Source organism: Pseudomonas sp. PDM32 (assembly GCF_019219225.1).
Taxonomy (GTDB): Bacteria; Pseudomonadota; Gammaproteobacteria; order Pseudomonadales; family Pseudomonadaceae; genus Aquipseudomonas; species Aquipseudomonas laurylsulfatiphila.
In genome coordinates this window covers 405830-418857 of the sequence record NZ_JAHUWE010000004.1, presented here as the reverse complement: position 1 = coordinate 418857, position 13028 = coordinate 405830, and the positions used below count along the sequence as shown (strand labels likewise).

At 59.9% G+C, this 13028-nt stretch carries 12 protein-coding genes and 2 pseudogenes; 3 read left to right on the top strand and 11 right to left on the bottom strand.

What is annotated here, in order from left to right; translation table 11 throughout:
- Nucleotides 1-106: 106 nt before the first annotated feature.
- Together KW846_RS10565 and KW846_RS10560 are read right to left on the bottom strand one after the other, a co-directional pair.
- Nucleotides 107-1459 carry a GntP family permease gene (locus KW846_RS10565; protein ID WP_007974485.1) on the bottom strand — a complete coding sequence of 451 codons (1353 nt, stop codon included), beginning with the start codon at nucleotides 1457-1459 and terminating at the stop codon, nucleotides 107-109.
- A gap of 81 nt (nucleotides 1460-1540) precedes the next feature.
- Entirely contained in the window at nucleotides 1541-2074 is a 534-nt protein-coding gene (locus KW846_RS10560) for a gluconokinase (protein WP_116582928.1), read from the bottom strand.
- A 215-nt stretch (nucleotides 2075-2289) separates the two neighbouring features.
- Here KW846_RS10560 and KW846_RS10555 point away from each other — a divergent pair, with 215 nt between their 5' ends.
- A complete protein-coding gene (locus tag KW846_RS10555; RefSeq protein ID WP_116582929.1) occupies nucleotides 2290-3321 on the top strand; it encodes a LacI family DNA-binding transcriptional regulator in 1032 nt (343 codons plus the stop codon).
- 193 nt (nucleotides 3322-3514) lie between these two features.
- Here KW846_RS10555 and KW846_RS10550 read toward each other — a convergent pair whose 3' ends face one another.
- Nucleotides 3515-3763 carry a DUF6124 family protein gene (locus KW846_RS10550; RefSeq protein WP_007974480.1) on the bottom strand — a complete coding sequence of 83 codons (249 nt, stop codon included), beginning with the start codon at nucleotides 3761-3763 and terminating at the stop codon, nucleotides 3515-3517.
- Between the two features lie 399 nt (nucleotides 3764-4162).
- Here KW846_RS10550 and KW846_RS10545 point away from each other — a divergent pair, with 399 nt between their 5' ends.
- Nucleotides 4163-4801, top strand: a complete 639-nt coding sequence (locus tag KW846_RS10545; protein ID WP_218482178.1) for a glutathione S-transferase family protein — start codon at nucleotides 4163-4165, stop codon at nucleotides 4799-4801.
- 212 nt (nucleotides 4802-5013) lie between these two features.
- Here KW846_RS10545 and KW846_RS30390 read toward each other — a convergent pair.
- The 6 genes and pseudogenes from KW846_RS30390 to KW846_RS10520 all read right to left on the bottom strand — a co-directional run.
- Nucleotides 5014-5421, bottom strand: a pseudogene (locus KW846_RS30390) (methyl-accepting chemotaxis protein); the annotation flags it as partial.
- Nucleotides 5422-5559: 138 nt separating this feature from the next.
- Nucleotides 5560-6228: pseudogene (locus KW846_RS30385) on the bottom strand (PAS domain-containing protein); the annotation flags it as partial.
- A 759-nt stretch (nucleotides 6229-6987) separates the two neighbouring features.
- Nucleotides 6988-8001 (bottom strand): ABC transporter substrate-binding protein, encoded by a 1014-nt coding sequence (locus KW846_RS10535; RefSeq protein WP_007974473.1) that lies wholly within the window; start codon nucleotides 7999-8001, stop codon nucleotides 6988-6990.
- Nucleotides 7998-8546, bottom strand: a complete 549-nt coding sequence (locus KW846_RS10530; protein WP_218482177.1) for a sigma-70 family RNA polymerase sigma factor — start codon at nucleotides 8544-8546, stop codon at nucleotides 7998-8000. The genes KW846_RS10535 and KW846_RS10530 overlap by 4 nt, the downstream gene beginning before the upstream one ends.
- A gap of 194 nt (nucleotides 8547-8740) precedes the next feature.
- Nucleotides 8741-9532 (bottom strand): phosphate/phosphite/phosphonate ABC transporter substrate-binding protein, encoded by a 792-nt coding sequence (locus KW846_RS10525; RefSeq protein ID WP_218482176.1) that lies wholly within the window; start codon nucleotides 9530-9532, stop codon nucleotides 8741-8743.
- Between the two features lie 156 nt (nucleotides 9533-9688).
- Nucleotides 9689-10630, bottom strand: coding sequence for a fatty acid desaturase (locus tag KW846_RS10520; RefSeq protein ID WP_218482175.1), 942 nt, complete (start codon nucleotides 10628-10630; stop codon nucleotides 9689-9691).
- A gap of 328 nt (nucleotides 10631-10958) precedes the next feature.
- Between KW846_RS10520 and KW846_RS10515 the strand changes: the two genes are divergently transcribed.
- On the top strand, nucleotides 10959-11372 hold the full coding sequence (locus KW846_RS10515) for a GNAT family N-acetyltransferase (RefSeq protein ID WP_218482174.1): 414 nt from the start codon (nucleotides 10959-10961) through the stop codon (nucleotides 11370-11372).
- 119 nt (nucleotides 11373-11491) lie between these two features.
- Here KW846_RS10515 and def read toward each other — a convergent pair whose 3' ends face one another.
- Nucleotides 11492-12031: a peptide deformylase gene (def, locus tag KW846_RS10510; protein ID WP_015096556.1), complete on the bottom strand. Its 540-nt coding sequence runs from the start codon at nucleotides 12029-12031 to the stop codon at nucleotides 11492-11494.
- A gap of 2 nt (nucleotides 12032-12033) precedes the next feature.
- Nucleotides 12034-12990, bottom strand: coding sequence for a YihY/virulence factor BrkB family protein (locus tag KW846_RS10505; protein WP_217836189.1), 957 nt, complete (start codon nucleotides 12988-12990; stop codon nucleotides 12034-12036).
- Nucleotides 12991-13028 lie beyond the last annotated feature (38 nt).

Genomic DNA, 13028 nt, shown 5'->3' with positions numbered 1-13028 from the left:
CTTTCGCGAGCAAGCCCGCTCCCACATTTGTTCTATGTTCAGCCTTTAAATCGATCACCCACAAAAAAACCGCATCGCTGCGGTTTTTTTGTGTCTGTCGAATCGCTTAGACGAACAGCGACAACAACAGGATAAAGCCCAGGCCCACCACCGACAGGATGGTTTCCATCGCCGTCCAGGTCTTGAAGGTTTCAGCCACGGTCATGTTGAAGTACTGCTTCACCAGCCAGAAGCCGGCGTCGTTGACGTGCGACAGGATCAGGGAACCGGCACCGGTGGCCAGCACCAGCAGCTCACGGTTCACACCCGGAATCATCCCCACCACCGGCACCACGATGCCCGCGCCAGTGATGGTCGCCACAGTCGCCGAACCGGTGGCGATGCGAATCACCGCCGCCACCAGCCAGGCCAGCAGGATCGGCGAGATCTGTGCGTTCACCGCCATGTGGCCGATCACGTCACCCACACCGCTGGTCACCAGCATCTGCTTGAAGCCACCACCGGCACCGATGATCAGGATGATCGCGGCGGTCGGCGCGAGGCTGGCATCCAGCCATTTCATCATCTGGCTGGAACCGATGCCCTGCTTGTAGCCGAAGGTATACAGCGACAGCAGCAACGCCAGCAGAAGCGCCGAAATCGGGTGACCGATCAGGTCCATGAAGGCGCGGAAGATGTTGCCATCGGGCAGCACCACGTCGGCAAAGGTCTTGAGCAGCATCAGGAACACCGGCAGCAGCACGGTCACCAGCGTGATGCCGAAGCTCGGCAGTTCGGCCGAATCCGTTTCGCGGGCCAGTTGATCCACCAGCTCCTGGTTCGGATGACCGGGAATGTGCTTGGCAATGAACGTACCGAAGATCGGGCCAGCGATGATGGCGGTTGGCAGCGCAACGATCAGACCGTACAGAATGGTCTTGCCGATGTCGGCACCGAACACCCCGATGGCCAGCAGCGGACCCGGGTGCGGCGGCACCAGGCCATGTACCGCGGACAGACCCGCCAGCAACGGGATACCGATCTTGATGATCGACACGCCCGTGCGGCGAGCGACGATGAACACCAGCGGGATCAGCAGCACGAAGCCGATTTCGAAGAACAGCGGAATACCGACCAGGAACGCCGCGAACATCATCGCCCACTGCACCTTGTCCTTGCCGAAGGCGCGGATCAACGTCTGCGCGATCTGATCCGCACCGCCCGATTCGGCCATCATCTTGCCGAGCATCGTGCCCAGCGCGAGGATGATGCCGACAAAACCAAGCACGCCACCGAAGCCGTCCTGGAACGCCTTGATGATAGTGCCGATCGGCATGCCGGAGGTCAGCCCAAGGAAGGCTGCGGCGATGATCAAGGCGAGGAAGGGGTGCAATTTGAACTTGGTGATCAGGACGATAAGCCCGATCACCGTGACCACTGCATCGAGCAGCAGGAACGTCTCGTGGGACATGCCAAACATTAGGGGTGTCTCCTGGTTGTTGTTGTTATTAAAGCGGGTTAATCAGAAGCCGCGAGGACAGCGCTGTCTTTGCAAGCACAGTCATACCGCCTGCTTCAGGCCGTTCGCCTGCCACCAGACATGAGCCTGCGCAGCCAGTTGCTCGACGCTATGGGTCGAAGCATCCAGCGCCAGGGTCAACGGCTCGCCGACGGGCGATTCGAGGGTGGCGAACTGGCTGTCGATCAGGGTCGACGGCATGAAGTGGCCCGGTCGATGGGACACGCGGTCGGCGGCCACCTCGGGGGTCAACTCAAGGAACACGAAGCCCAGGCCCGGCAAGGCGCTGCGCAGACGTTCGCGATAGATGTGTTTGAGCGCCGAACAGGTCAGCACCGGGCGCTCGCCCTTGGCGTCGACACGGCGCAGTTCATCGCACAGGCTGTCGAGCCAGCCGGCGCGGTCTTCATCGTTCAGGGGGATCCCCGCGCTCATCTTTTCGATATTGGCGGCAGGGTGGAAAGAGTCGCCTTCAATGGCCGTAGCGCCGCTCAGTTGGCACAGGGCCTCGCTGACGCACGTCTTGCCGCAACCGGCAACGCCCATGATGACCAGGGCGGTGATGGGATGATTCATGTAACACCTCAGCGCGCAGACAGCGCTACCTTTGCCAGTTATGACACTAGACCAAAAGCAGAAGTTGCCGACGCCTTTCTTGTCATTTTGTGGGTTGCAGCAGGTTAGGTCCCAACGCCAAAAAGCGAGGATCAGGCGAACCCTCGCTCACGCATTTGCAGCTGCATCGAGACAGCGCTACCTTAGTGCCTTGAATTTTGTTTGGCAAGCCGTCGATGAACACAACCAAGAACGATAAAAATACCCGCACCACTGGCCGCCCTACCCTGAACGAAGTTGCCCGACTGGCCGGCGTCAGCCCGATCACCGCCTCCCGCGCCCTGCGTGGCGTCAGCACCGTGGCCACCGAGCTGGTGGAAAAAGTGCAGAAAGCGGCGCTGGAACTCAACTATGTCGTCAACCCTGCCGCCCGCGCCCTGGCCTCGGCCCAGAGCCATTCGGTGGTGGTGTTGGTGCCTTCATTATCCAATTTGCTGTTCATCGATACCCTGGAAGCCATTCATCAGGTTTTGCGCCCCAAAGGCTTCGAAGTGCTGATCGGCAACTTCCACTACTCACGTGATGAAGAAGAAAACCTGCTGCGCAACTACATGGCCTATCAGCCACGCGGCTTGCTCCTGACCGGGTTTGACCGCACCGAAAGTTCGCGGCGGATGATCGAAGCCAGCAACATTCCCTGCGTGTACATGATGGAGCTGGACAGTGCGGCCGGGCTCAATTGCGTCGGCTTTTCGCAACTGGCGGCCGGCGAAACGGCGGCCGAGCACTTGCTGTCTCGCGGTCGCAAACGCCTGGCCTACATCGGCGCGCAACTGGACCAGCGCACCTTGCTACGCGGCGAAGGTTTCCGCAAAGCCCTGCAAAAGGCCGGCTTGTACGACCCGGCGCTGGAAGTGCTGACGCCCCGCCCGTCTTCGGTCGGCCTGGGCGGCGAATTGTTCCTGCAGATGATCGCCAGCCGCCCGGATGTCGATGCGATCTTCTTCGGCAACGACGACCTGGCCCAGGGCGCGCTGCTCGAAGCAATGCGACACGGGATCAAGATCCCCGAGCAAGTGGCGATCCTCGGCTTCAACGACCTGCCCATGTCCGAACACATGGTCCCGCGCCTGAGCAGCATCAACACCCCGCGCGAGGCCATCGGCCGCCGCGCGGCAGAGCAGATGCTGACGCTGATGGCCGGCAACAGCGTGGCCAGGCCGGTGCAGGACATGGGGTTTGAGTTGAAGGTGCGGGAGAGTACATAAGCCCCTGCCTCAATGTGGTCAGGCAAAGGACATTGTGGCGAGGGGGCTTGCCCCCGTTCGGCTGCGGAGCAGTCGTAATCCAGTTCACTTGGTTTAACTGTATGACCGCAGTGTCTGTTTTTGGGGTCGCTTCGCAACCCAACGGGGGCAAGCCCCCTCGCCACAGGGAAGACCTCTCATCCTCGCTCAGTGTTCAATCCTGCGGATCGAGGTTATCCAGCACCCGATTCACCGCCAGTTCCGCCAGCATGATGATCTGTGCGATCGCCAGCGCCGTATTGCGCTGGCTGCCTTCCAGAAACGTTGCAAAGTCATTGGTCATCACACTCGCCGAGGCCAGTGATTCGCAGGCGTGCGCCAACAGCGTTTCGTTGTTGATGCCGGGTGAGATGGAGAACATCGGGCTGGGATTGCGTGGGGGGTTGGGCGTGGGCTTGAACATGGCAATACTCCTAGAGTAGTGGAGCTGCCACGATTCGCTGCTAGACGAAAATAAGGTGGCAGCCGTGCGCGGGCTAGCAGACCAGGACTCTAGAACCCGGTAGACCCGAAGGTCTTCCCACGCACAGCCGCCATAACGTGAACTGGCGGGCAGATCACGATGGGTGGACGTCATGCGTCTAAAGTATCCAGGCTGCTAGACCCGATCGCTGAATTTGCAGCGACACGGAACGATAGAGTCCGGATACCAGGCACACAAGTCGGCGGATTCTGGCGTAGTTGTAGGCAAGGGTGCAAGAAAGCGTAACCTGCACAATTCATCTGAAGCCGCTCTCCTACAGCGCCTTCCTACATGCCACCACCTACAATTGCCTGTACGTCATTCTCGCTGGAGCAGAACATGGAACATGCACTGAAGATTCTCGGCAAGGCGTCGTCCATCAACGTCAGAAAAGTCCTGTGGACCTGCGAGGAACTGGGCATCACCTACGAACGCGAGGATTGGGGCAGCGGCTTTGCTTCCACCCACAGCCCGGAGTTCCTCCGGTTCAATCCCAACGCGCAGGTGCCGGTGATCATCGATGAAGCCGGGGTGTTATGGGAGTCCAACACCATCTGCCGCTACCTGGTGGGCAAACACCATCACCATCATACCGAGTTGCTGCCTGCCGAACCGGCCGCTCGCGCCCGGGTGGAACAGTGGATGGATTGGCAAGCCACCGAGCTCAATCCGTCCTGGAGATACCCGTTCATGGCGCTGGTGCGCAAGGACCCGGAATTCCAGGACCCACATAGCCTTGAGGTCGGCATTCGCGGCTGGAACCAGAAGATGGCCATCCTCGAACACCAACTCGCGACCACCAAGACCTATGTCGCCGGACCGCGGTTTACCCTGGCCGACATCGTCATCGGCCTGTCCGTCAACCGCTGGCTGATGACCCCGATCGAGCGTCCGGACTACCCCGCCGTCGATGAGTATTTCAAACGCCTGGCGCAGCATCCCGGCTTCCTGAAGCATTGCTGCAACGGCTTGCCTTGAATGGCCGCAGGTTGCCAATATTACGCGTGTGACCCGGATGAGCGCGGTGCGCTTGAGCCCATCGCCAGCAAGCTGACTCCTGTAATTGCGATCCCCTGTAGGAGCGAGCTTGCTCGCGATGGTCGTTAACGATAACGCGTATGAACTGGATAAACGCGGCGCACTGGAGTCCATCGCCAGCAGGCTGGCTCCTACAGTTGTAGTTACCGCGACTAATTCAGTTGCAACGTCGAGTTGAACTGACTGATCGCATCCACCACATGCCGTGAGCCCTGCTGGATTTCCAGGATCACCTCCCCTGCCTCGTTCGCCAGTTCCACGCCCAGGCCGGTTCGACTCAGACTCGATTGCATGCTCGACACCGCGCTCAGCGACAAGTCGTGGTTCTTGCGCACCACCTCGACGATTTCCAGCGTCGCCTGGCTGGTACGCGCCGCGAGGCTGCGCACCTCATCGGCCACTACCGCAAACCCGCGCCCGTGCTCACCGGCCCGCGCCGCTTCAATCGCCGCGTTGAGTGCCAGCAGGTTGGTCTGATCGGCAATGCCGCGGATGGTCTGCACGATGGTGCCGATGATGTCGGACTGTTTGCTCACGGCATCGATACTCAGTGCCGCTTCGTTCAGGTCGCGGGAAATGTCCTGGATGATCTGCACCGTCTGCTGCACCACTTCGGAGCCCTTGCGCGCGCAGACGTCGTTTTGCACCGAGGTGCTGTGGGCCGATTCGGCGGCGGTTTGCAGGGTGGTCATCTGGTGAGTGATGTCGCTGGCAAACTTGACCACTTTGTACAAACGCCCCTTGGCGTCGAACAAAGGGTTGTAGGACGCTTCGAGGAATACCGTCTGACCTTGCTTGTTCCGGCGCTCGAAACGATGGGAGTGATATTCGCCGCGGTTGAGCGAAGCCCAGAAATTGCGGTAACCCTGGGACTCGGCTTCGGCACGGTGGCAAAACAGGCTGTGATGCTGCCCCACCACTTCGTTGAGCGAGTACTGCATGGTTTTCAGGAAGTTGTCGTTGGCGCTGATGACCTTACCTTCGGGCGTGAATTCGATCACGGCCATGGAGCGGCCGATCGCGGCGAGTCGGCTTTCGTTTTCGTGCTCCTTGTTGACCCGGGCGGTGATGTCGGTAGCGACCTTGATCACGCTCTTGACCTGCCGGTCGGGGCCCAGCACCGGCATGTAGCTGGCTTCGAGCCAGATTTCACGGCCGCTTTTGTGCAAGCGCAAAAAGGTCCCGCTCAGCGGTTCGCCCCGCGCCAGGTCGCGCCATAGTTTGGTGTAGTCGTCGCTGCGGTAGTACTGCTCTTCACAAAAGATCCGGTGATGCTTACCGCGTACGTCTTCGGCGCTGTAACCCATGGCACTGCAAAAATTTTCGTTGGCATCGATGACGATGCCGTCCGGGGTGAATTCAATCATCGCCATCGAACGACTGACCGCCGCCAGCTTGGCGTTGGCCTCGGTCAGCGCACAGCTGAAGCGTTCGATTTCCAGCAGGTCAGCCTTGTGATGTAGGTTGAACATTGTTGTATCACCTTCCGCGCGATTTTTTGATTGATGAAAGTTGCAGGTCTTTCACATCCACCACTACGTTCCGTGGAACAGGCACACGCATCCCTCCAAAAAGAAGGACTAGTCAGGTGATAAACGATGATCAATCGGAGGGTCCTTACAGCGACACGCTCATCAAGACATCCTTCTCTTGATAGCCCGCATGCGGGCCAGCCCTAACAGGTTCGAATCAAATTCCATTTAGCGGACAGCTCCCTGTGTTCAAGTGTTGGTGCCTTTGATTGCGCACTCTGGCGGCAAGTCGACCGCCTCATCACGGTCGACATAACCAGTTACAGCTGATCATAGACAGCAACCTTGGGCTTGCAAGGCCACTAGTCGGCCAGCATTGAGGACAAAAACGGTTCAGCTGCTTGTTGGGGGGTATCGTCCGTTGAGCATGCCCGGCAGCGCCTGCATCGCGGGTTCAAGAGAGGGGGCAGCGGCCGGCGGCGAAACCGGCGTTGGACGCCGAATTGGCGTAGGGCTTGAGACCATTCGCGAGCAAGCCCGCTCCCACATTGGGTCTGTTGTGTCCACAAATCCTGTGGTCAACAAAGATCCCCTGTGGGAGCGGGCTTGCTCGCGAAGACGGCAGTTCAGGCACCGCAGAAACTTCAGACAGTACTACAAGCTCGCACTCACCTTGCTGGCCACCTCCCCCGGCACCCAGCCCTTCCACACCTGCGGCTGCTCACGCAAGAACGCTTCGGCGACTTCGCGGGGTTTCTGGCGCTTTTCACTCATCTGGCCCAGGGTCTGGTTCAACAGATCAATCGGCAGGTCGACCTTTTCGAAGAACGTCACCAGGTCCGGGTATTGCGCCTTGAACGGTGCCGACACGCCAATGGCCAGGCTCGCCGGCATCGAGCGCGTGCCTTTGGGATTCGGGTTGTTGGCATCGGCCAGGGTTTTCCAGGCTTCGGCGTCGAACGGCGGCTCGTCGAGCTTCACCAGTTTGAATCGCCCCAACAGTGGCGTCGGCGACCAGTAGTAGAACAGCACCGGTTTGCCACGGCGGATCGACGAAGCCACTTCTGCGTCCAGCGCTGCGCCGGAACCGGTGCGGAAGTTGACGTAGCTGGCGGTCAGGTCATAAGCCTTGAGTTTCTGGCTGTTGACGATTTCCGAAGTCCAGCCGGTGGGGCTGTTGAGGAAGCGTCCGCGGCTCGGGTCTTCGGGGTCGCGGAATACATCCTTGTACTTCGCCAGGTCGGCAACGGATTTAAGCTCCGGGGCCAAGGGTTTGATGCCGCGCTCCGGATCGCCCTTGATCACGTACTCCGGCACCCACCAACCTTCGGTGGCACCTTTGACCGTATCGCCGAGGCCGAAGACCTTGCCTTCGGCGGCAGCCTTGACCCAGGCCGGGCTGCGTCCGGCCCACTCTTCACCGATGACCTGGATATCGTTTTTGGCCAGCGCCGCTTCCAGGCTGACGGTGCTGCCCGGCAGCGTGTCGGTCGGGTAGCCGTAACCTTTTTCAACGATCAGGCGCAGGATTTCGGTGATGAGGCTGCCGCTTTCCCACGTGATGTCGCCAAAATGGATAGGCGCCGCTTTTTCCGTGGCCGATGCCGGGTGGGACAACAGGCTCAGGGCCAGCAGCGAACTGCCGAGCAGGGTTTTGATCGATCTCATGCGGACCTCTTGTTCTGGAGTGGGCGGTTCAGGGATTGATTGGCGCTGTGCCGGTCGCACAGGGCCTGGGAACGGGTCATGTAGTCGCTGACCGAGCGCAGGGAGATGCCCAGCGCAGCGGCAATTTGCGGATAGGTCAGGCCGTCGATCCGCGACAGCAGGAAGGTCGAGCGCACTTTGCCGGGCAGCCGCTGAAGACTGCGCTCCACACGGGTCAGGGTCTGGGACCGTTGAGCCAGCTCCTCCGGTGATTCGGCGTGGATCGGCTCGGCCTGTTGCAGTTGCTGAAGGTACTGGCGCTCCAGGTCACCTCGACGCCAACGCTGAAAGAGCAGGCGCCGGGCAATGGTGGTGAGTAGGGCTCGAGGTTCACGGATTGCCGTCAGGCCAGGCGCCTGGAGCAGTTGCATGAAGGTTTCGCAGGCAATGTCTTCGACAGCGGCGGCATCGTTCAGGGACTGACGCAGGCGTATGCAGAGCCAGTGGTAGTGGGCACGGAACAGTCCGTCCACCTGTTTGCGGTGAAGAATATCGGCGCCGGACATAGGGGCTCCTGGGTTAGGGGTCGCTGAATGTCCGGTGGTCCGGTGAGGCGAATCCTAGCAAGGAGCCTTATTCATTAATAATACTTAAAACTTATTTTTATATTCATTTATGGAATTACCCCACAGATACACCGAAACCCTGTGGAAGCGGGATTGCCCGCGAAAAATGAACCTGTCGACCTGACATTTGCGCGCTATCGCAAATCCCCATACCCCAACGCCTCGGCCTCACGCTGATAATCGAGCACAACCTGATAGTCGCGTTCACTGGCGGGCAGCACCTCTGGCAAACCGAGGATTTCGGCAACGTCAGGCAATTCGCTCAACGCCTGATTCATCGCCTGCAATAGCCCTTCAGCCTGCTGATCGCTGACGCTGGCGGCCGTGATGTAGGGCAACGTCGGACTCAATGCACTGCGAGCAATCACGCGCAAACCGGTCACTTCTTCCTCGGCGTATCGGGCCAGACAGGCAAATGTCACGCTGTCGATGGCCGCCAGATCGGCAAGGTCCTCGCGTAACCAGCGCAGGCTTTCGCGATGACTGCCGCTGATGCCGACCTCGGCAAAAAAACGCCCGTCACGCTGCAACGGCGCCAACCGGTGGCGCAGCAAGTTCATGCCGCTGTTGGAGTCATGGCCATTGATCACGCCTCGACTGCCGCGAAAATCCGCCAGGGTCTGACGCGGATCATCGACCCGTCCCAGGATCAGACTGCAGTGATTGCCGACGCTGCTGCCCGGCAGCTCATAACGCGGCCGCCCCAGCACCCGGACCTTGCCGCGCAATGCGGTCATCAGCGGATAGCCGCAGGTTTGGGTGAGCAGCAAATGCGGCGACAACCACATCTCCATCAGTGACAGGCCTGCGGCATCGCCGCGGGTTTCGCCCAAGTGCTCGAGGATTCGCGCCAGCCAGCGTTCGTTGGCCTGGTGGATGGGTTCAGGGGCGGTGTACATCAGCAGTTCGGTGATGTGTTGGGTCATCGAGATAGTCCCATGCAACGAAAATCCCCTGTGGGAGCGGGCTTGCTCGCGAAGGCGTCGTGTCATTCAACATTGATGTTGGCAGAGACGACGCCTTCGCGAGCAAGTCGAATCGTCGCACCGCCGCTCCCACAGGGTTTGGAGGTGATCTATGCATCAGTGAAACGGATGCCTCGGGCTGTCGATGGCCTTTACGCCATATTCACGCCACAGCTGCCCATACCCCTGCACCAGGAATCCACCGCTACGCGCCAGCCATTGCTCGCGGCGGGCCCAATAAGCGCGGGGCAAGTCGTACCAGGGCAACCCCGGTAACTCGTGGTGCACCAGGTGGAAATTGAGGTTCAGGAACAGCCAGCGCCAAGGCCACGCCGCTTCATTGAGCACGGTTCGTTGCTCCGGCGCCGCGTGAGGTCGATGTTCATAGTAGGAGCGAATCATCGCAATCGACAGCGCCGGTACGCTGATCAGCAACAGGTAATGCCACACCGGCAACACGCTGTAGCGCGCGATGAACAGCAGCATCAACAGGGTCAAGGCGCCGTGGCTGAGCCACATCGACCAGGCCTGGCGCTCACCGCTTTTCAGGCGTTGCAGTTCTTCCCGGGCCAGCGTCAGCAAGGCGATTGGCGCACCGAGCAGAAAGCGCCCGAGCACGGTTTTGTTCAACCAGTGCAGGCCTTGTTCGAACAACGAACTGCCCTGCCACTGCTCGGCATTCAGGTATCGGCTTTCCGGATCGCGACCGGGGATGGTCAGGTCTTCATCGCGGTGGTGCAGCAAATGGCTGTCGCGATACAAGGTGTAGGGATACCAGACGGCAAACGGTGCGTAGCCGAGGATTTTGTTCAACAGCGGCCAGCGGGTCGGATGACCGTGCAGCAGTTCGTGCTGCACCGACAGCCACAGCACCACCACGGGAATCAGCAACAACGTGCTCAACCACGGACCCAATGAATCACTGGCCAGAACAAGGGTGAACCACGCGCTGTACACGCCAATCAACAGCAACCAGGTCGGCCACTCGGTGCGGGCGGTGAGGCGTTGGCGCAGGGTTTCGATTTCTTCTCGGTGGGCTGCATCGAAATAATGAGGCATGGCATTGCTCGGATCGGGAACCAATCCTCTTCTGTGCAACGACGCCCGGATTTCTTGCAGATTATTTTCAATGTGATCGCTCCCGCATTGCGCGGGAGCGATCGGTCAGCGCAGGCTCAATGCCCGAACACATTGACCTTTTTGGCTTTCTTGTCGGCGCGCTTTTCGATAGCGGTTTTCGCCGGCTTTTTCTTGTCTGCTTTCTTTGAATCCATACCTTTGGACATGATGCGTACTCCACTCGGGGGGATGTGAGATCAGGTATACACCTATCCCGGCGCGCGTGTTCTTTTATAATCGCCGCTTTGCACACCGACAGTCCGAGACCATGCCAGACACCCACTACACCCTGCTCGACGAGCCGCTATGGCCATTGATGAACAAGTTCTATCGCGCTCACCAATCGTCGATGAAAGCCGTGCGCGACGCGCAGCTCTGGGTGGCCCGGCGTGACGGGATTGTGGCCGCACTGTGTTTGCGTCCGGTGTCCGGCGGGCATTGGCTGACCGGGTTGTTTGTCGATCCGCAGTGCCGGGAACAAGGCATAGCTGCCGGGTTGATTGCGGCTGCGGTGAAGGATTGTGAACTGCCGGTGTGGTTGTTCTGTCATCCGGACTTGCGCGGGTTTTATGAGCGGCACGGGTTTACTTTCGACCCACCGATGCCCTACGCGATGGTTGAACGGTTGAGCCGGTATGCGCGCAGCAAGCCGATGATTGCGATGGGGTTGGCGCCGAAGTAAGCGATATCAAAAATGTGGGAGCGAGCCTGCTCGCGAAGGCGGTGTGTCAGTCACCATCAATGCTGACTGTCAGACCGCTTTCGCGAGCAGGCTCGCTCCCACATTGGTTTGTGGTGTGCTCAGTCGTCGGCGTTGGGGTCCAGGTCCGGGAACATCACTTCGGTGAAGCCGAACTTGCTGAAGTCGGTGATGCGCGACGGATACAGGCGGCCGATCAGGTGGTCACACTCATGCTGCACCACCCGCGCGTGGAACCCCGAAGCAACGCGCACAATGGGCTCGCCCTTGGGGTCGACGCCTTCGTAGCGGATCTGCTGGTAACGCTGCACCGCGCCGCGCAGGCCGGGTACGGACAAACAGCCTTCGAAGCCCTCCTCCATGATCGGGCTCAGCGGCGTGATCAAGGGGTTGATCAGGATCGTCTGCGGCACGGCCTCGGCATCCGGATAACGCTCGCTGTGCTCGAAACCGAAGATCACCAGTTGCAGGTCGACGCCGATCTGCGGAGCCGCCAGGCCAACGCCCCCCACACTTTCCATGGTCTGGAACATGTCATCGATCAGTTGCCACAGCTCGGGGCTGTCGAACATCTCGGCCGGGACTGGCGGGGCAATGCGCAGCAGGCGTTCGTCGCCCATTTTCAGAATTTCACGAATCATGATCAGGTTTCATCAATGGTCGGTTTGATTGAGTGATCGCGGCCCAGGCCCGAGACGTGGTGTTTTTCCTCATGGACGGGACCATGCTCGCCAGCCACTTTTTCCCCAGGGTCCTTGCCCTCTCGCGACATGTGTTCGATCACCGCGTTCATCTCCGCGCCCAGCAGCAGCACCGCGGCGGAAATGTAGAAGTACAGCAACAGCACGATGATCGCACCGATACTGCCATACATGGCGTTGTAGTTGGCGAACTCCTTGACGTACAAACCGAAGCCCAGGGAGGCAATGATCCACACCACCACCGCCAGCACCGAGCCCGGCGTGATGAAGCGGAATTCCTGTTTGACGTCGGGCATGACGTAGTAGATCAGCGCCACCGCGACCATCAGCAGAATCACGATCACCGGCCAGCGCAAGAGGGTCCAGAGCGTGACGATGAAATACTCAAGGCCGACTTGCGCAGCGATCCAGCCCATCACCTGCGGCCCGAGCACCATCAGCGCGGCGGCGATCAGCAGCATGCCGGCAATGCCGACGGTGTAGATGATCGACAACGGGAAGCGTTTCCACAGCGGGCGCCCTTCAACCACGTCGTAGGCCGCGTTCATCGCGCTCATCATCAGCCGCACACCGGCAGAGGCGGTATACAGCGCAATCACGATACCCACCGAGAGCAAACCACCCTTGGCCTGCTGAAGCTGGTCGATTACCGGGTTGACCTGTTCCAGCGCCTGGGGCGGCAGCACCAGCTCCGATTGCAGGCGCAGCCAGGAGAAGAAATCCGGCAGGTGCAGGAAGCCGATCAGGGCAATCAGGAACAGGATGAACGGAAACAGCGAAAACAGCATTTGATAGGCCAGCGCCGAGGCATAGGTCGACATCTCGTCGGCGATGAACTCGGTGACCGTGCGCATCATCACACGGTGCAGGGGCATGCCTCTCATGTCCGGAAAAATCATTCGCGTCTCCATTCGCCGCATACGGAATTGGGTTGAAG